Below are 16304 nucleotides of genomic sequence, written 5' to 3'. Positions count from 1 at the left end.
TTGACGGATGATATGTAAGGCAGTAGCTTACAAACATGATCCGCTCGATTCGGAGCAAGGCGTTGAAGCGCTATGCAGAGACTGGTGATCGAGCGAAGCTGAGCATCCAGAACCTGCGCCGGCTCGACGCCATTCTGGAGCGGCTCGAAACCGCGGTGGTCGCCGAGGACATGAATATTCCGGGCTGGCGATTTCACGCGCTCAAGGGGAAGCTGGCGGGCCGCTACGCCGTCGATGCAAGCGGCAACTGGCGAGTCACGTTCGGCTGGGACGGCGCGGACGCCGTGGACGTCGATCTGGAGGATTATCACTGATGACCAATCCGTTGCTCAAGGGCATTCGTCCGGTCCACCCTGCGGAAATCCTGCGCGAGGACGTGCTTCCCGCGCTGGGGCGTCCCAAGGCGGAGATTGCCCGTCTGATGGGCATTTCGCGTCAGACGCTCTACGACCTCTTGAACGAGCGCCAGCCGGTCACCGCGCAGATGGCCCTGCGCATCGGCAAGCTCACGGGCACGACGGCCGAGAGTTGGCTTCGGATGCAGGGCCGATACGACATGAAGGTCGCCGAGCGGGCGATGGCGGACGAGATTGCGAAGATTCCTACGCTGGGCGAGGCGGCCTGATTCATCCCCCCGTTCAGAGCACGTACTTGCTCAAATCGGTGTCGCGGGCGATCTCGGCGAGTTGGCGCTCGACATAGGCGGCGTCGACCCTGACCGTCTCGCCGCGGCGCTGCTCGGCCTCGAAGCTGACGTCCTCGAGCAATTTTTCGAGCACCGTCTGGAGGCGCCGGGCGCCGATATTCTCGACCTGCGCATTGACCTCGGCGGCGATCTTGGCGAGCGCGCGGATGCCGTCGTCGGCGAATTCGATCGTCACGCCTTCGGTCGCCAGGAGCGCGCGATATTGCTCGGTGAGGCTGGCCCGGGTGTCCGAAAGGATGCGGACGAAATCCTCCTCGGTCAGCGCCTTCAGCTCGACCCGGATCGGCAGCCGGCCCTGAAGCTCGGGCAGCAGGTCCGAGGGCTTGGCGACGTGGAAGGCGCCGGAGGCAATGAACAATATGTGGTCGGTCTTCATCGGCCCGTATTTGGTGGCGACCGTCGTGCCCTCGATCAGCGGCAGCAAGTCGCGCTGGACGCCCTCCCTGGAGACCGATCCGCCGCGAACGTCGCTCACCGCGATCTTGTCGATCTCGTCGAGGAATACGATGCCGTTGGCCTCTGCGTCCCGGAGCGCCGCCCGGTTGACGTCGTCGGGATCGAGGCGCTTGTCGGATTCCTCCTCGATCAGCTTGGCCAGCGCCTCCTTGACGGCGAGCTTGCGCTTCTTGCGCGGCTGCTGGCCCATCGCCTTGCCCATCATCTCGGACAGGTTGATCATCCCCACCTGGCCGCCCATGCCGGGGATCTCGAACGGCGTGTTCGGCTGGTCGACCAGGTCGATCTCGACCTCCTTGTCGTCGAGGTGGCCCTCGCCGAGCATCTTCCTGAAGCTCTCGCGGGTGGCGGCGCTGGCATCCTTGCCGGTGAGCGCGTCGAGCATCCGCTCGGTCGCAGCCTCGGTCGCCGCTTCCTTCACCGCCTCGCGCCGCCGCTCCCGCTCGAGCCGCACCGCCTCCTCGACCAGGTCGCGGGCGATCTGCTCGACGTCGCGGCCGACATAGCCGACCTCGGTGAATTTGGTCGCCTCGACCTTGACGAACGGCGCGTCGGCGAGCTTGGCGAGGCGCCGGCTGATCTCGGTCTTGCCGCAGCCGGTGGGCCCGATCATCAGGATGTTCTTGGGCGTTACCTCCTCGCGCAGATCCTCCGGCAGCTGCTGGCGGCGCCAGCGGTTGCGCAGCGCCACCGCGACGGCGCGCTTCGCGTCGTCCTGGCCGATGATGTGCGCGTCGAGCGCGGCGACGACGGCCTTCGGGGTCAGCTTCTCGTTCATCGATCCCGCTGCTCTCGACTGTGGGTGGCCCCGGTCCGCCGCCGGGAAGGAGGTCTGGTAGTTCATCGCTCTCTAGATTGGAGCCGGCGCGATCCACTTCAAGCGGGCGGTCGCGCGAGCGCCGCGCGGGTCCAGCCGATGAGGTCGCCCTCGAGTGTCGGCGCGGGCGCAAGGCTGTGATTCGCGCCGGGATAGCGGCGTACGGTGACGGCTCGGCCCAAAGCGGCGGCGATCCGGCGCGCGCTTTCTCCGGCCGGGACGTTCTCGTCGGCGTCGCCATAAGCGATGAACACGGGCAGCCTTAGGCGCCGCCAATAGGGGAGGGGATCGAGGTCGAGATCGATCCAGCGCAGGTAGCGCGCCCGCTCCGCCGCCGAGGGCGCGTGGGCCGGCAGGGTCGTCATCCCCCACCAGGGCGTGCGTCGCGCTTCGTCGAGCATCGCCTGAATCGCGGCCCCTCCGCGGCCGCCGCGGCGCACGAAGGCGTCGAGCTGGCGCTCGGCCTCCATCGCCTCGGCGATCTCCGCCTCTGGCCGGCGGTGCGCGCGCATCCGCGCCGCATCGGCGTAGAGCGTCACCTCCGCATAGGAAACGCCGGGCGCCGAGAGCACGGCGATGAAGGCGAAGCGGTGGCGCCCGGCGGCGATCGGCGCCACCCAGCCGCCCTGGCTGAAGCCGAACAGCCCGATCCGGCGGCGATCGATATCGGGGCGCGCCTCCAGCATCGCCGCCGCGGCAAGGACGTCGCCGGCGAGGGTTTCCAGGCTGGCCGTGCCGCCGTTGGTCTCGGCGCCGGTCGGCCGCTTGTCGTAGATCAGGGCCGCGATTCCGGCGCGCGCGTAAAGATCCGCATAATAGCGGAAATCGTTGCGGTCCGGAGTGCTCGATCCGTGGATCAGTATCACCGCCGGGAAGGGACCGCGCCCCGGCGGCAGGAGCAGGGAGCCGCCGAGCGGGACATCGCCGCCGGAGAACGCCACTTGCTGCTCGCGATAGGGCGGCGGCGTCGCCCGGGTGCGCTCAAGCCAGAGCGGATAGCCGCGGCCGATTCCGGCCACGTTGCCTTGCAGCGCGTCGCCGTCCAGCCGGCCCTCGAAGCGCAGCAGGCGATCGTGGGCCGGAAGGGTGAAGGCGACCCGGTCGCCGTCGATGCGCACGTCGCTCAGCGCCTTGCCGAGCAGGCGGCGGCCCGGAAGGCTCATCGTCCCGGCGGGCCCGCCGGGGCCGGAAGCGAAATCGAAGGCGATCCCGGTCTCGCCTTGCTCGTCGCCCACCCGCCCGGTCCAATGTCCTTCGAGCCGGGGCGGCGGCTGGGCGCAGCCGAGCAGCCAGAGCAAGGCGATGAGGGCAATTGCGCGCATCAGGCGGTGCAGCGAAAGCCCCCGAACAGGCGCCGGTGCGAGGCAAGGATCGCGGCGATGTCCCCGGGCTGCGGCGTCGAATCCCATTCGCCGCGCTCGAACGTGCCGCCCAGAAGGATTCCGTCGGCGCGCGGGAACATGTAGCCGGCCTCACCGGTGAAGGCGTAGCGTATCTCCGGCTGGGGAAGCAGGATGGCGAGCTGGCCGCGGACCGGGATCAATTCCTCGTCGCCGAACAAAGCCCGGGCGCCGAGGCCGGTGCAGTTGAACGCGAGCCGTTCGGGCAAGGCGGCGATTTCGGCGGGCGTGGCGAAGTCGCGGATGCGGATCGCGCCGCCCGCCGCCTGCACGTCGCGGGTGAGTTGGCGCAGGTAGCGCCCGGTCTCGACGTACATCGTGTCGTAGCGGGCCAGCGAGCGGACCGGAAAGGGGTGCTCTTCGGGCCGAAGCAGGCGGTTGTTGGGCGGGAAGGTCGCCAGCAGCTGCCGCTCGGGCGTGTCCCGCTCGGCATAGGTTGGCAGCCACCTGATTCCGTAATCGTCGCCGACCATGATCTGGAAGCGGCGCCAGCCATAATCCAGAGCGGCGGCGAATTGCGCCCGCCATTCGGGCGTGACCCGATCCTGATCGTAATGGCCGTAGGGATGGAACTGGCCGCCGGCGATGTTGGAGGTCGTGTCGGGCGGCAGCGCCTTGGCGTAGATAGTGACGGCAAACCCCGCCTCCTGCACCAGCCGCGCGGTCGAAAGGCCCAACACTCCGGCGCCGATCACCGCCACCGGCCCCTCATGCCCCTGGAGCCCGAGCTCCGCGGCAAGCTTCGACGTGCCCCAGGATAAGGTGATCCCGGCGCCGCCATGGCCGTAATTGTGGACCAGGCGCTTGTCGCCCAAGGCCTCGGCGCGGACGACGAAGCCCGAGGGGCGGTAGGGGCGCAGGCCGGCCACGGTGCGGATGACTCGCCCCGGGGAGACGTCGACCGGCGGAAGGCAGCCGGTGCGCGCGGCGCTGCGCGCCATGGTCGTCGCGCACCCGGGCAGGGCCAGCGTCGCAGCGGCGGAACCGAGGAACAGGCGGCGGTCCATCAGCCCATCCTAGCTCCCCTCGTCATTCCCGCGAAAGCGGGAATCCAGCTTTCTTCTTCGCGCTCTTCGCGCCTTCGCGTGAAATCATGCTGTTGTTGGGTCGCGCGAGACGCGAAGACGCGAAGGACGCGAAGAAAGGTAGACAAGGAAGCTGGATTCCCGCTTTCGCGGGAATGACGGCAAAAAAGTGTTCTATGCGGCCCCCTCGATCGCCTCCACCGTCAGCTGGTCGTTCGTGTAGACGCAGATTTCCGCCGCGATCTTCATCGCCTTGCGGGCGATCGTCTCGGCATCCTCCTCGTAATCGTAGAGCGCGCTCGCTGCGGCGAGGGCGAAATTGCCGCCCGATCCGATCGCCGCCACGCCCGAGGCGGGCTCCAGAACGTCGCCGTTTCCGGTGAGGATCAGGCTGACCTCTTTGTCGGCGACGATCATCATCGCCTCCAAATTGCGCAGATATTTGTCGGTCCGCCAGTCCTTGGCGAGCTCGACCGCCGCCCGCAGCAGCTGGCCGTGATGGCTCTCTAGCTTGCGCTCCAGCCGTTCGAACAAGGTGAAGGCGTCGGCGGTCGCGCCGGCGAAGCCGCCGATCACGCTTCCGTCGCCCAGCCGCCGCACCTTCTTCGCGTTGGGCTTGATCACCGTCGATTGCAGCGAGACCTGCCCGTCGCCGGCGACGACCACCTTGCCGTTCTTGCGCACGCCGATAATCGTCGTGCCGTGCCACACTTCCATGGGTTTCGCTCCCGCTCGTTCCGACCGGCTATTTGGGTAGGCGTTCCGGCGGGCGCAATGATAGGGGTTGGGGGAAAGGGAGATGGGAATGCCGATCCGGAAGGCCGTGTTGCTCGCGGCGGCGTTGGGAGCGACTGCGCTTTCCGCAGCGGGCAGTGAGGACGCGACGCTGCGCGCGCCCGACCTCGATGCGGGATCCTGTCTCGAACCCGTCGACGCTTCCAAGCGCCCCGAGGGCGGCCCGCCGCCTGTTCTGCTCGATGGCCTCGGCTATGCCGGGATCGAGGCCGACAGCCGCGACCTCAGCGTCCGCGCCTGGTTCGCCCAGGGCGTTCGGTTGATCTACGCGTTCGACGAGGTCGAGGCGGTGCGCTCGTTCCGCAAGGCGCAGGAGCTCGATCCCGATTGCGCGCTCTGCTTCTTCGGCGAGGCCTGGGCGCGCGGGCCGACGATCAACCTCCAGCCGCGCACCGAGGAGCTCACTGCCGCCCGCGCCGCGGCCCGCCGCGCCGTAGCGCTCGCCGGGCGCCTCGGCCAGCGCGACAAGGCGCTGGTCGATGCGATGGCCGTCCGCACCCGCGACGGGCCGGCCTTCGCCAACGCCCCCTATGCCGAATTCCTCGAGGAGGCGGCGCGCCGCCTGCCGGCTGACGATACCATCGCCGTGATGGCCGCCGACGCCCGGATGGTCCTGTCCGGGGGCCGGATGCGCGAGGGGACGTTAAGCCAGCGGCTGCTCGAGCGCGTGCTCGCCCGCAATCCCGATCATGGCGGGGCGATCCACTATTACATCCATCTCACCGACTGGATCGACCGTCAGGACCTCGCCGAGCCCTATGCCGACCGGCTCGGGCGGATCGCTCCGGCGGCGAGCCATCTCGTCCACATGCCGTCGCACACCTTCTTCGGAATCGGCCGCTACCGCGACGCGGCCCAGGTCAACGTCGCCGCGATCGCCGCCGACGGCCGCTACGAGCACCGCGTCCGTCCGCCCGCTTCGGACTACCGCACCGGCCTGCTCGCCCACGACATGCACTTCGCGATCGAGAGCGCGCTCGCCCATGGCGACGGCGCCACCGCGCTGTCGGTTTCGGACGAGTATCGCGAGACGTTCCTGTCGCGAGGCGGGAGCGGCCGGTTTCGGATGCTCGGCTCGGCCACCTGGTATGCCAGGGGGCTGCATGGGGATCCGGCCCAGGTCCTGGCCATCGCCGCGCCCTCCAACGCTGTGGAAAAGGCGTTTCGCCACTACGCCCGGGGCGAGGCGCTGGCCCGCAATGGGGCTGCGCCGGCGGTTCGCGCCGAGGCGGCGGCGATCGCCGCCTTACGTGTGGGCACGGACTCGCCGGCGCTGGGCCAAGGCGGCACCGCCCTGGCGACGGTGATGCAGCATGTGCTCGAGGGCCGCGCGGCGATGCTGGAGCGCGATTTCCGCGCAGCCGAGGCCGCCTATCGCCGGGCGATGGACGCGCAGCTCGCCGCGCGCTTCGGCATGGATCCGCCGCTTTTCTGGTATCCGGTGCGGCGAAGCCTCGCCGCCGCCCGCCTCGCCAGGGGAGACGCCCGCGGCGCCCGCGCCCAGCTGACCGCCTCGCTTGAGCATTGGCCGAACGACCCGCTCGCGCTCTACGCGCTGTCGCTCGCCGAGCGCCGGCTCGGTCGGGCGCGGGAGGCGGACGCAGCGCTCCAGCGCGCCCGCGCGGGCTGGGCGGGCGACGTCACGGCAATTCCCCTGACGCGCATTTGATTCTAAGCCTTGGCGGATGGAATTGCTCGTCCTCCTGCTCTCGGTGGCGGTGTTCGTCCTGTTCCTCCAGCTGAACGGCTTGAAAACGCGCATCCGCGCGCTCGAAAACGCGGGCGAGGCGGGGCTGATCGTCGAGCCGGCGCTGGCGGCCGTCGCGGAGGAAATCGAGGCCGCGCGGCTGTACGGCGTGGCCGGTTCAACGGAAGCGGAGAGTGTTGCGGAAGCCGAGCCCGAGTCGGAACCCGAGCCCGCGCGGGACGAGGGTCTGGGCGGCCTGTTCGAGCGCTGGGTCGCCGGCCGCCTGCTGATCTGGATCGGCGGCGCGGCCCTGTTCGTCGCCGGAATCCTCCTCATCCGCTATTCGATCGAGGTCGGGCTGGTCACTCCGGCGGCGCGGATGATCGGCGCCGCGGTCTTCGGCCTGCTGCTGGTCGCCCTGAGCGAATATGCGCGCGCCTCGCGCTTCGCGGACGAGCCGCGCATCGCCCAGGTGCTGGCGGGCGCGGGCCTCGCCATCCTCTACGCGACGCCCTACGCCGCTTATGTCCTCTACCAGCTGATCGGCACCGGCACCGCCTCGGCGGCGATGGTCGCGGTGACCGTGGCCGCGCTCGTCATGTCGCTTCGCCACGGCGCGCCGACCGCGATCATGGGCCTGATCGGCGGCTTCCTCACGCCTGCACTGGTCGGCGACAGCAATGAAGGCGCGCTGCCGCTGCTCGCTTACCTCGCGCTGCTCGACATCGCGCTGTTCGCCATCGCCTGGCGGCGCGGCTGGACCTGGCTCGCCGCCACGGCGGTGCTGCTGAGCTTCCTTTGGACCGGCTTCCTGCTCGTCCGCCCGGCCGAGGACGCGCTCGCGGCCGGCGCCTTCGCGCTCCTGCTCGGCCTTGCCGCATGCCTCGTCCGGCCGGGCGAGGGCCGCCAGCTCGGCCTGATCCAGCCGCTGGCCATCGCCGCCGTTCAGCTCGCCTTCCTCGTCGCCCGCGCAGACCTTGGGATCGAGGCCTGGGCGCTCTACGGCGCGCTTTCGGCGGCGGCGCTGGTGCTTGCCTTCCTGCGCGACGAGTTCCGCCTCGCCCCTGCCGTGGGCCTCGCGCTCGCGCTGCTGCTGCTCCTCGCCAAGGCGCAGAGCCGGCTCGACCCCTTCGTCGTCGAGGCGGCGGCCGGAATCACCTTGCTCTACGGAATCGGGGCTGCCGTCGCGACGCTTCGCCGCGGCGGGCTAATCTGGACCGCGACGGCTTCCCTGGGCCTCGCCGCCCCGGCCCTGATCGTCCGCGCGATCCGCCCCGAGCTCGCCGAGCGTCCGCTTTGGGGCCTGTTGCTGGCGGCGCTTGCGATTGGGCCGGCCTTCCTCGTCTGGGCCAACCGCCGCACGGCGAGCGCCGAACCGCCCGCCAGCCTGACCCTGCTCGTGCCGGGCGCCGCCGCTTCGTGGCTCGCCGCCGCCGCGGTCTGGGACTTCGTGCCGCCGGACCTCGTCGCCGCCGGCTGGCTTGCGGTCGCGATCGCCGCCGCTCTGGCCTCGCGCCGCCTCGGCGACCTCGCTCTGGCGACGGTGACCCTGGTCCTCGCGGTGGCCGGAGTCGCGCGCGCCTTGTGGATGGTCCCCGATCTCTCGCTGGCCCTGCTCACCAGCCTCTTCGGCGAGCCCGTCGTCGCCGCCGATCTGCCAGGCTCGATGGCCGCGCTGTGGGCGCTCGCGCTTCCGGCGCTGCTCCTCGCCGCCTTGCGCCTCGTTTTGCCGCCGCTGGGCGGCCGCCGGGTGCTGGCCCCGGTCGCCGGATTGCTCGGCGCCGCAGCGCTCTACGTCTGGTTCAAGCAGGCCTTCGGCCTCGGCTACGGTGACGATTTCGTGGCCCGGGCGATGATCGAGCGGACGATCGTCACCCAGGCTTTGTTCGCCGCCGGCTGGCTTCTCGGCTCCGGCGCGGTTCGCATCCCGCGGGTCGAGCGCGATATGGTCCGGATCGCCGGAACGATGCTCACCGCTTTGGCCGCCGGGCGCCTGATCTGGTTCGACATCGTCTGGTTCAACCCGGCCTTCACCGCGCAGTGGGTCGGCACGCTCCCGGTCTTGAACCTGATCCTCCCCGCCTATCTGCTCAGTGCCGTCTGGCTCTACGCGGCGCGGCGCCGGGCCGAGGCGGCGACGCGCTCGGGCTTCTGGCTGATCGCCTTCCTCGCGGCGCTGATCGCCGGAGTAGCGCTCGAGGTGCGCCAGGGCTTCCAGGGGCCGTTGCTCGACGGCGCACACACGCCGATCGCCGAATTCTACTCTTATTCGCTCGCCGGCCTGGTCCACGCCGCCGGATTGATCGCCGCGGGCATGCAGCTGCCGGACAAGGCGCTGCGCCTCGCCGGCCTCGTCCTGCTCACCGCGACGATCCTCAAGGTCTTCCTGGTCGACGCCTCGGAGCTTGAGGGCGTGCTTCGCATTCTCTCCTTCCTCGGCCTCGGCATCGCGCTTATCGGCATCGGCCGGGTCTATGGGCCCGTGCTGCGCGCGGAGAGGGAGGGGGCATGAGCGACGACAGGGCCGGGATCGGCGCCGTGGTGGACGAGATGTACGCGATGATCTCTGGACCCAAAGGGCCGCGCGACTGGTCCCGCCAGGCCCATTGCTTCCACCCGGAGGCGCGGCAGATCCGCACTTTCGTCGATGAGGCGGGCCGCGGGGTGATGAAGATGATGGGCCTCGAAGATTATTCCCGCGACACCGCGCCCTTCTTCATGGCCAACGACTTCTTCGAGGTGGAGATCGCGCGGAGGATCGATCTGTTCGGCAACATCGCCCACGTCTGGAGCGCGTACGAGGCGCGCACGGCTGTGGATGACGAGCAGCCCGAGCGGTGCGGAATCAACTCGATCCAGCTGTTCAAGGATCCGGAGCGCGGCTGGCGGATAATCAACATGATCTGGGACAATGAGCGCGACGGCGTGAAGCTTCACGACTGATTCGGGCTTGCGAAGCGACTTGCGGCGCGGCACTGTCCGGCCTTCCTTACCGTGGGGGCGCGGGCAGGCCCTTCGCAACCCCTCGGGAGATTCCCCATGAAGACCAGTGCTTTCCTCGCCGCGGCCGTCGCCGTCTTCGCCGCCCCCGCTGTCGCCCAGCCGGCTCCCGCCCCGGCGCCCGGGGCTTCGCCCTTCCCGATGAGCCGCGCCTCCGTCCAGCAGCAGATCCAGGGCCGCTTCGGCACCCGCGATGCGAACCATGACGGATTCCTGGACACCGCCGAGCTCGGCAACGGCGCGTCGATTGCGCTGGAACGGCTTGACGGCGATCATGACGGCAAGGTTTCGCTCGCCGAGGCGACGGCCCGCACGATGGCCGATTTCGACCGCGCCGACGCCAATCACGACGGCTCGGTATCCGAACCGGAGGCCGAAGCGATGATGGCCGCCGCCCCGCCGCCGCCCCGGCCGCAGGGGAATTGAGGCGGGGGGAAGCGCACCGCCAGCCATTGACCATGTCGTCATGCCGGACTTGATCCGGCATCCACCTTCTTCTTGCTTCTTGCACTGGAAAATAAGGTGGACCCCGGATCAAGTCCGGGGTGACGAGCCTGGCCGATGCGATGGAGGCTCGCGGACCCGCGTGGCCGGCTTCAGGAAAATCAGGAAAATGGTCGGGGCGACTGGATTCGAACCAGCGACCCCCACACCCCCAGTGTGATGCGCTACCAGGCTGCGCTACGCCCCGACCAGGGGTCCCATCGAAGCAAGGCTTGGAATGGGGCCCGGATGGCGCCCCGAAGGGCTCCAAGGCCCGGCCATGTAGGCGGGAGCCCCAGCGAAGGCAAGCGGGCACGGCGCACCCCGTCGCCTTGCCTTGGCAAGTGGGCGCGCCCATGTTAGGCGCACCGCGCTTTCAAGGGACGAGCGCCTTCGCGCCGCGCCTTTTTCCCAGGTAGGAAAATATGTTCGAATCTCCAGCCTTCGCACAGGCCACGAGCGGCGGGACCGCAGCCGGAGGGGCCGCGGCCTTCTTCAACATGGTCTTCCCGCTCGTCCTCATCTTCATCATCTTCTATTTCCTCCTGATCCGGCCGCAGCAGCGGCGGATGAAGCAGCACCAGCAGATGCTCGGCGCGGTCAAGCCGCGCGACACGGCGGTCACCAGCGGCGGGCTGGTCGGAAAGGTGACCAAGGTCGACGAGAGCGAGATCGAGCTAGAGATCGCCCAGGGCGTCCGCGTCCGCGTGGTGAAGTCGATGCTCAGCGACGTGCGTCCGCACGGCGCCAAGGCGGCGAACGACTAGGATGCTGAATTTTCCCCGTTGGAAGGTGTGGGGCATCGTCTTCATCTGCGCCGTCGGCGTGCTCCTCGCCGTTCCCAGCCTGATCGCGCCGAGCGCCTATGCGAACCTGCCCGGCTGGGCGCAGCAGCTTCGAGAGAAGATCCACATCAATCTCGGCCTCGACCTCGCCGGCGGCAGCCAGCTGCTGCTCGAAGCGGATACCTCCGATCTTTCACGCCAGCGGCTCGAGGCGATGGAGGACGTCATCCGCGGCGAAATGCGCACCGCCGGCATCCAGATCGCGGAGGTCTCGACCAGCGGCGGCCAGCTCGCCTTTCTGGTCCGCGATCCCGCCCAGCGCGACGCGGCCGTCCGGAAGGCGGGCGAACAGAGCAGCAGCAGCGGCCAACGCGACTGGGACGTCAGCGTCCAGGGCAACCGCATCACGATGCGCCAGACGGCGGGTGGGCTCGACCGCGCCATCAGCCAGGCGATGATCGTGGCCCGCGACGTCATCGATCGCCGCATCAATGCGCTCGGCACGCTCGAGCCGACGATCATTCGCCAGGGATCGAACCGCATCCTCGTCCAGGTTCCCGGCCTCCAGGACCCGGCAGCGCTCACGGCCCTGATCGGCCGCACCGCGCGGCTCGAGTTCAAGCTGGTCGACAGCAGCGTCCGGGCGGAGCAGCTCCAATCCGGGCGGGCGCCGATCGGCAGCCAGATCCTGCCCTATGCCGAAGGCGGGCCGAACGCCCGAATCGCGGTCAAGCGCCGCGCGATCATTACCGGCGACATGATCGCCGACGCCTCGCAGGGGTTCGATGAAGACGGAAGACCCGACGTCAACATCCGTTTCGACGGCAATGGCAGCCGCCGCTTTGCGCGGGTGACCCAGGAGAACGTCAACAAGCCGTTCGCGATCATCCTCGACAACGTCGCCATCTCGGCCCCGAACATCACCGAGCCGATCCTCGGCGGCACCGCCAGGATCAGCGGCAGCTTCACCGTCGACAGCGCCAACCAGCTCGCCATCTCGCTCCGCTCGGGCCGCCTGCCGGTCGAGCTGCATGTCGTCGACGAACGCAGCGTCAGCCCCGAGCTCGGCCGGGATTCGATTCAGAAGGGGGTCATCGCTTCGGTGGCTTCCGTCCTCGCGGTGATCGTCTTCATGCTCATCACCTATGGCCGCTTCGGCGTCTACACGACCGTCGCGCTGATTTTGAACGGCTTGATGATCCTCGGCATCATGGCGGTGTTCAAGGCGACACTGACGCTGCCGGGCATCGCCGGCTTCGTGCTGACGATCGGCGCCGCGGTCGATGCCAACGTGCTGATCAATGAGCGTATCCGTGAGGAGCAGCGCCGGGGAAGGCGGCTGCACGACGCGCTCGAAACCGGCTACAGGGAAGCGCAAACCGCGATCTTCGACGCCAACATCACCAATGTGATCGCCGCCATCCTCATGTTCTACTTCGGCTCCGGGCCGGTCCGCGGCTTCGCGGTCGTGCTGATGATCGGCATCGTCACCTCGGTGTTCACCGCGGTCAACGTGACTCGCATGCTCGTCGCCCTCTGGGTCCGCCGCGCGCGGCCCAAAGAATTGCATATTTGAGGAGCGCCAGATGCGCCTGCTTAAGCTCGTTCCGGACAACACCAACATCGATTTCATGCGGTGGCGGAACATCGCGCTTATCCTCTCGATCGTCGTCACCGCCGCGTCGATCGCGCTTGTCTTCACCCGCGGCCTCAATTGGGGCGTCGATTTCGCCGGCGGCCAGAGCCTTCGCGTCGCCTTCGTCTCGCCGCCGCCGATCGCGCAGCTGCGCGACCAGATCGAGCGGCTCGACGTCGGCAGCGCGACGATCCAGGAGACCCGGCAGAACGAGGCCCAGCATGCCGCGACGGATTCGGGCCGCGCCAACCTCTCCGAATATCTGGTCCGCCTGCCGCCGCCGCCCGGCGGCGACGCGGCCTCGGCCACGGCGGCCGGCCGCGTGCGGGCGATGATCGAGCGCGACTATCCGGGAAATGCGACGATCCGTTCGGTCGACACCGTCTCGCCCAAAGTATCGGGCGAGCTGCTCCGATCGGGGGCTTGGGCGATCGGCCTCGCCATGCTCGGCATCGCGATCTACATCTGGCTGCGCTTCGAATGGCAGTTCGGCGTCGGCGCGCTGGTCACGCTGTTCCACGACGTGTGGATGACCTTGGGCTTCTTCTCGCTCACCCGTCTCGAATTCGATCTCAACGTCGTCGCTGCGATCCTGACCATCGTCGGCTATTCTCTGAACGACACGGTCGTCATCTACGACCGGATCCGCGAGGATTTGCGCAAATACCGCAAGATGGCGATCGTGCCGCTGATCAACACCTCGCTCAACGAGACGTTGTCGCGCACCATGGTCACCAGCGTCTCGATCCTGCTCGCGCTTCTGGCGCTGCTGCTGCTCGGGCCGGACGTGATCTTCGGGCTGACGATCGCCATCTTCATCGGCATCTTCGTCGGCACTTACTCGTCGATCTACATCTCCTCGCCGATCCTGGTCTGGCTCAGGGTCAACACGGCGAGCTTCCTCCCGAAGGATCCGGTCAGCCGCGCCGACCGCGGCCCGCGCAACGAAAGCATCGATGGCGCCCGCGTTTGAACGGACTCCGGCGGCTTCCGGGCCGCTCGTCCAGGGGTTCGCCGGAAACGGCTTCCGCATCGGCGGCATTGCTTATCAAGGCGTGCTGCTGACGCCCGAGCGGGCCATGGCCTGGGATCCGCCAGCGCCCGGCGCGCTGGCGCCGGCCGACGTCGAACCGGCGCTTGCCGCCGATCCCGAATTCCTTCTGCTCGGCACCGGCGCGGCTCAGGCCTTTCCGCCGCGGGCTTTCGTCGCCGCGCTGGAAGCGCGCGGCGTCGGCGTCGAGGCGATGGACAGCCGCGCCGCCGCCCGCGCCTGGGGCCTGCTTCGCGGCGAGGGCCGCTGGATCGCCGCCGCGCTGATGCCGCTCTAGCGGAGGATTGCCGCCAGGTGATCGCGCAGCTCGGCCGCGTTGCGGTCCCAGCTGAAGCGTTCCGCCGCCTTTCTCACCATAGCCGGATCGGGGGGCTCGGCGAGCAGGGCCTGGACCGCTTCCGCGATCGCCGCGGGCTCGCGCGGGACGAGGCGCCCCGCCTCCGGCCGGTCGATCGCCTCGCGCGCGCCTCCGACGTCGCTGGTCACCACCGGCGTGCCGCAGGCCAGCGATTCGACCCAGACATTGGCGAGCCCTTCGGAAGCGGTCGGAAGGACCATCACGTCCGCCGCCGCGAGCAGGCCGGGGAGCGCCTCGTGCGGCTGCACGCCGAGGAAGCGGACCCGGCCCGCGACGCCCTGCTCCCCCGCCAGCCGCTCGAGACGCGCCCGATCTGGACCGCCGCCGATGAGCAGCAAGGTCGCGTCCGGAATCCGGGCCAATGCCGCCAAAGCGAGGTCCTGGCCCTTGCGCGGGACCAAGGCTCCCGCAGCGGCCAGCAGCGGGCCGGAGACGCCGAGCCTCGCCTTGGCCGCCGCCCGATCCAGCGGACGGAAGCGGTCGAGATCGATGCCCGTCCGATGCACGCGCACCTTGCCGGCATCCATGCCCAGCGCCGCCATGTCGCCGCGCAGCGCGGCGCTGACGGCGATCAGCCCGCCCGCTTCCTTGCTTGCCTCCAGAATCTCGGCGGCGATGCGCCGGCGCTTTCCCCACAGGTGGATATCGCTGCCGCGCGCCTTGACCGAGAAAGGCACGCCGAGGGCGCGCGCAAGGCGCATCGCGACCGGTCCGTCGGGCCAGAAATACTCCGCATCGATCACATCGAACGGAAAGCGCCCGCGAAGCCGGCGGACCATCGGCAGCAGCGCGTCGGCAATGACTTTCGCGGTGCGGGCCCGGCCGAGCCACGGCGCCACGCGGTAGCGCGGCCTGTGCACCTTGAGCCCGCCGCGAATCTCCTCGATCGGAAGGCCCCGCAGGTCGGCATAATGCGGATGGAGCGAAAGCGGCCATGCCGGCAGCCCGACCGGCGCCACGACCTCGACCTCCACGCCCTCCAGCGCGGCCAGGCCCTGCGTCTGCCGCTCGACGAACACGCCCAGCGTCGGGCGCGCGCCGTTCGGGAAGAGCGTGGCGAGGGTCAGGACGCGCAGCATCGCCGGCGTCATAGCAAATCCAGGGTTAAGGACGCCTCCCATTAAACGCGGGTTCATCGCCCCGGCGTTCAGATGGCCTCAAGGCCGCTTGGCCTCTGCCCGACCCTCCGCTAAGAAGCCCGCCATGCAGATCAAAACCCGTGCCGCGATGTTCGTCGCGATCGCCGCAAGCCTCGTTCCTCTCAGCGCTTGCGCCTCCATGGGCGGAGGCGGGCGGACCAAGGCCGATACCCGTTACGTCGCGCGCGACGTCAACACGCTCTACAACGCGGCGTGGGAGCGGATGCGCCAGGGCAATTACGCCCAGGCCGCGATCATCTTCGACGAGGTCGAGCGCCAGCATCCCTATTCGATCTGGGCCCGCCGAGCGCAGCTGATGAGCGCGTTCAACTATTACGCCGCCGCCGATCACACCAAGTCGATCGAATCCGCTCGCCGCTTCCTTTCGATCCATCCGGGCAACCGCGACGCGCCCTACGCGCTCTACCTGATCTCGCTCAACTATTACGAGCAGATCAGCGACGTGACCCGCGATCAGGCCGTGACCCGCCAGGCGCTCGATTCGCTTGGCGAGGTCGTCCGCCGCTATCCCGACACGCCTTATGCCGCCGACGCCCGGCTGAAGGTCGATCTGGTCCGCGATCACCTCGCCGGCAAGGAGATGGAGATCGGCCGCTTCTACCAGCGCCGCCGGCAGTGGCTGGCGGCGACGATCCGGTTCCGCGCGGTGGTCGACGAATATCAGACCACCAGCCACGCCCCGGAAGCCTTGATGCGCCTTACCGAATCCTATCTCGCGCTCGGCATTCCCGAGGAAGCGCGGCGCTCGGCGGCGGTGCTCGGCGCCAATTTCCCGACCACGCCCTGGTATCAGCGCGCCTACGATCTGATCCAGCGCCACGCGCCCCAGCAGGCCGCCGCGGCGCAGACTCCCGCGACTTGATCCGCTGAGCCCGGCGGTGGCAGAGACTGGTCCATGCTGACCGGCCTCTCGATCCGCGACGTCGTCCTGATCGACACGCTCGA

16 protein-coding genes and 1 tRNA gene are annotated in these 16304 nt (G+C 69.1%); 11 read left to right on the top strand and 6 right to left on the bottom strand.

Translation table 11 applies throughout. The features are described from left to right. Positions 1 to 35: 35 nt before the first annotated feature. The gene (locus tag E6G92_13220; GenBank protein ID TMJ17289.1) at positions 36 to 314 is read left to right on the top strand and encodes a plasmid maintenance system killer protein; all 279 of its coding nucleotides are present in this window, start codon (positions 36 to 38) and stop codon (positions 312 to 314) included. Next, on the top strand, positions 314 to 625 hold the full coding sequence (locus tag E6G92_13215; protein ID TMJ17288.1) for a HigA family addiction module antidote protein: 312 nt from the start codon (positions 314 to 316) through the stop codon (positions 623 to 625). Before E6G92_13220 ends, E6G92_13215 begins: the two co-directional genes overlap by 1 nt. Before the next feature lie 13 nt (positions 626 to 638). Here the strand turns inward: E6G92_13215 and hslU are convergent, their stop codons facing one another. From hslU to hslV, 4 genes are all read right to left on the bottom strand, one after another. Further along, positions 639 to 1940 (bottom strand): ATP-dependent protease ATPase subunit HslU, encoded by a 1302-nt coding sequence (hslU, locus tag E6G92_13210; GenBank protein ID TMJ17606.1) that lies wholly within the window; start codon positions 1938 to 1940, stop codon positions 639 to 641. A 98-nt stretch (positions 1941 to 2038) separates the two neighbouring features. After that, complete coding sequence (locus E6G92_13205) at positions 2039 to 3388, bottom strand: alpha/beta hydrolase (GenBank protein ID TMJ17287.1); 1350 nt, start codon at positions 3386 to 3388, stop codon at positions 2039 to 2041. Further along, positions 3301 to 4386 (bottom strand): FAD-binding oxidoreductase, encoded by a 1086-nt coding sequence (locus E6G92_13200; protein ID TMJ17286.1) that lies wholly within the window; start codon positions 4384 to 4386, stop codon positions 3301 to 3303. Before E6G92_13200 ends, E6G92_13205 begins: the two co-directional genes overlap by 88 nt. Positions 4387 to 4578: 192 nt before the next feature. Then, entirely contained in the window at positions 4579 to 5121 is a 543-nt protein-coding gene (hslV, locus tag E6G92_13195) for an ATP-dependent protease subunit HslV (protein TMJ17285.1), read from the bottom strand. An 88-nt stretch (positions 5122 to 5209) separates the two neighbouring features. Between hslV and E6G92_13190 the strand changes: the two genes are divergently transcribed. From E6G92_13190 to E6G92_13175, 4 genes are all read left to right on the top strand, one after another. Beyond that, complete coding sequence (locus tag E6G92_13190) at positions 5210 to 6868, top strand: hypothetical protein (protein ID TMJ17284.1); 1659 nt, start codon at positions 5210 to 5212, stop codon at positions 6866 to 6868. A 16-nt stretch (positions 6869 to 6884) separates the two neighbouring features. Further along, entirely contained in the window at positions 6885 to 9398 is a 2514-nt protein-coding gene (locus E6G92_13185; protein TMJ17283.1) for a DUF2339 domain-containing protein, read from the top strand. Further along, entirely contained in the window at positions 9395 to 9829 is a 435-nt protein-coding gene (locus tag E6G92_13180; protein TMJ17282.1) for a hypothetical protein, read from the top strand. Before E6G92_13185 ends, E6G92_13180 begins: the two co-directional genes overlap by 4 nt. Positions 9830 to 9925: 96 nt before the next feature. Then, positions 9926 to 10312, top strand: a complete 387-nt coding sequence (locus E6G92_13175; GenBank protein TMJ17605.1) for an EF-hand domain-containing protein — start codon at positions 9926 to 9928, stop codon at positions 10310 to 10312. 188 nt (positions 10313 to 10500) lie between these two features. On the opposite strand, the gene E6G92_13170 is transcribed toward E6G92_13175, so the two are convergent. After that, positions 10501 to 10577, bottom strand: a tRNA-Pro gene (locus tag E6G92_13170). A gap of 217 nt (positions 10578 to 10794) precedes the next feature. Here E6G92_13170 and yajC point away from each other — a divergent pair. Genes yajC through E6G92_13150 form a run of 4 tightly spaced genes read left to right on the top strand, consistent with a single transcriptional unit; the run spans position 10795 to position 14118 of the window. Next, on the top strand, positions 10795 to 11136 hold the full coding sequence (yajC, locus tag E6G92_13165; protein ID TMJ17281.1) for a preprotein translocase subunit YajC: 342 nt from the start codon (positions 10795 to 10797) through the stop codon (positions 11134 to 11136). 1 nt (position 11137) lies between these two features. Then, positions 11138 to 12730: a protein translocase subunit SecD gene (gene secD / locus E6G92_13160; protein TMJ17280.1), complete on the top strand. Its 1593-nt coding sequence runs from the start codon at positions 11138 to 11140 to the stop codon at positions 12728 to 12730. A gap of 10 nt (positions 12731 to 12740) precedes the next feature. After that, on the top strand, positions 12741 to 13763 hold the full coding sequence (gene secF / locus E6G92_13155; protein ID TMJ17279.1) for a protein translocase subunit SecF: 1023 nt from the start codon (positions 12741 to 12743) through the stop codon (positions 13761 to 13763). Next, positions 13747 to 14118: a hypothetical protein gene (locus tag E6G92_13150; protein TMJ17278.1), complete on the top strand. Its 372-nt coding sequence runs from the start codon at positions 13747 to 13749 to the stop codon at positions 14116 to 14118. Before secF ends, E6G92_13150 begins: the two co-directional genes overlap by 17 nt. Here the strand turns inward: E6G92_13150 and E6G92_13145 are convergent. Next, positions 14115 to 15278 carry a glycosyltransferase family 4 protein gene (locus tag E6G92_13145; protein TMJ17277.1) on the bottom strand — a complete coding sequence of 388 codons (1164 nt, stop codon included), beginning with the start codon at positions 15276 to 15278 and terminating at the stop codon, positions 14115 to 14117. The genes E6G92_13150 and E6G92_13145 overlap by 4 nt on opposite strands. 130 nt (positions 15279 to 15408) lie before the next feature. Between E6G92_13145 and E6G92_13140 the strand changes: the two genes are divergently transcribed. Further along, a complete protein-coding gene (locus E6G92_13140; GenBank protein ID TMJ17604.1) occupies positions 15409 to 16221 on the top strand; it encodes an outer membrane protein assembly factor BamD in 813 nt (270 codons plus the stop codon). Positions 16222 to 16304: the final 83 nt, after the last annotated feature.

The organism is Alphaproteobacteria bacterium, assembly GCA_005883305.1.
Lineage (GTDB): Bacteria > Pseudomonadota > Alphaproteobacteria > Sphingomonadales > Sphingomonadaceae > Allosphingosinicella.
The sequence above is the reverse complement of the archived record's forward strand: the minus strand, read 5'-3'. Positions and strand labels throughout refer to the sequence as shown.

Bases quoted from the DNA above. Each gene is read 5' to 3' on its own strand.
- hslU (TMJ17606.1), bottom strand. From the start codon at position 1,940: ATGAACGAGAAGCTGACCCCGAAGGCCGTCGTCGCCGCGCTCGACGCG.
- E6G92_13150 (TMJ17278.1), top strand. From the start codon at position 13,747: ATGGCGCCCGCGTTTGAACGGACTCCGGCGGCTTCCGGGCCGCTCGTC.
- yajC (TMJ17281.1), top strand. From the start codon at position 10,795: ATGTTCGAATCTCCAGCCTTCGCACAGGCCACGAGCGGCGGGACCGCA.
- hslV (TMJ17285.1), bottom strand. From the start codon at position 5,121: ATGGAAGTGTGGCACGGCACGACGATTATCGGCGTGCGCAAGAACGGC.
- E6G92_13205 (TMJ17287.1), bottom strand. From the start codon at position 3,388: ATGGGATTCGACGCCGCAGCCCGGGGACATCGCCGCGATCCTTGCCTC.
- E6G92_13185 (TMJ17283.1), top strand. From the start codon at position 6,885: ATGGAATTGCTCGTCCTCCTGCTCTCGGTGGCGGTGTTCGTCCTGTTC.
- secD (TMJ17280.1), top strand. From the start codon at position 11,138: ATGCTGAATTTTCCCCGTTGGAAGGTGTGGGGCATCGTCTTCATCTGC.
- E6G92_13180 (TMJ17282.1), top strand. From the start codon at position 9,395: ATGAGCGACGACAGGGCCGGGATCGGCGCCGTGGTGGACGAGATGTAC.
- E6G92_13175 (TMJ17605.1), top strand. From the start codon at position 9,926: ATGAAGACCAGTGCTTTCCTCGCCGCGGCCGTCGCCGTCTTCGCCGCC.
- E6G92_13145 (TMJ17277.1), bottom strand. From the start codon at position 15,278: ATGCTGCGCGTCCTGACCCTCGCCACGCTCTTCCCGAACGGCGCGCGC.
- E6G92_13200 (TMJ17286.1), bottom strand. From the start codon at position 4,386: ATGGACCGCCGCCTGTTCCTCGGTTCCGCCGCTGCGACGCTGGCCCTG.
- E6G92_13215 (TMJ17288.1), top strand. From the start codon at position 314: ATGACCAATCCGTTGCTCAAGGGCATTCGTCCGGTCCACCCTGCGGAA.
- E6G92_13190 (TMJ17284.1), top strand. From the start codon at position 5,210: ATGCCGATCCGGAAGGCCGTGTTGCTCGCGGCGGCGTTGGGAGCGACT.
- E6G92_13220 (TMJ17289.1), top strand. From the start codon at position 36: ATGATCCGCTCGATTCGGAGCAAGGCGTTGAAGCGCTATGCAGAGACT.
- secF (TMJ17279.1), top strand. From the start codon at position 12,741: ATGCGCCTGCTTAAGCTCGTTCCGGACAACACCAACATCGATTTCATG.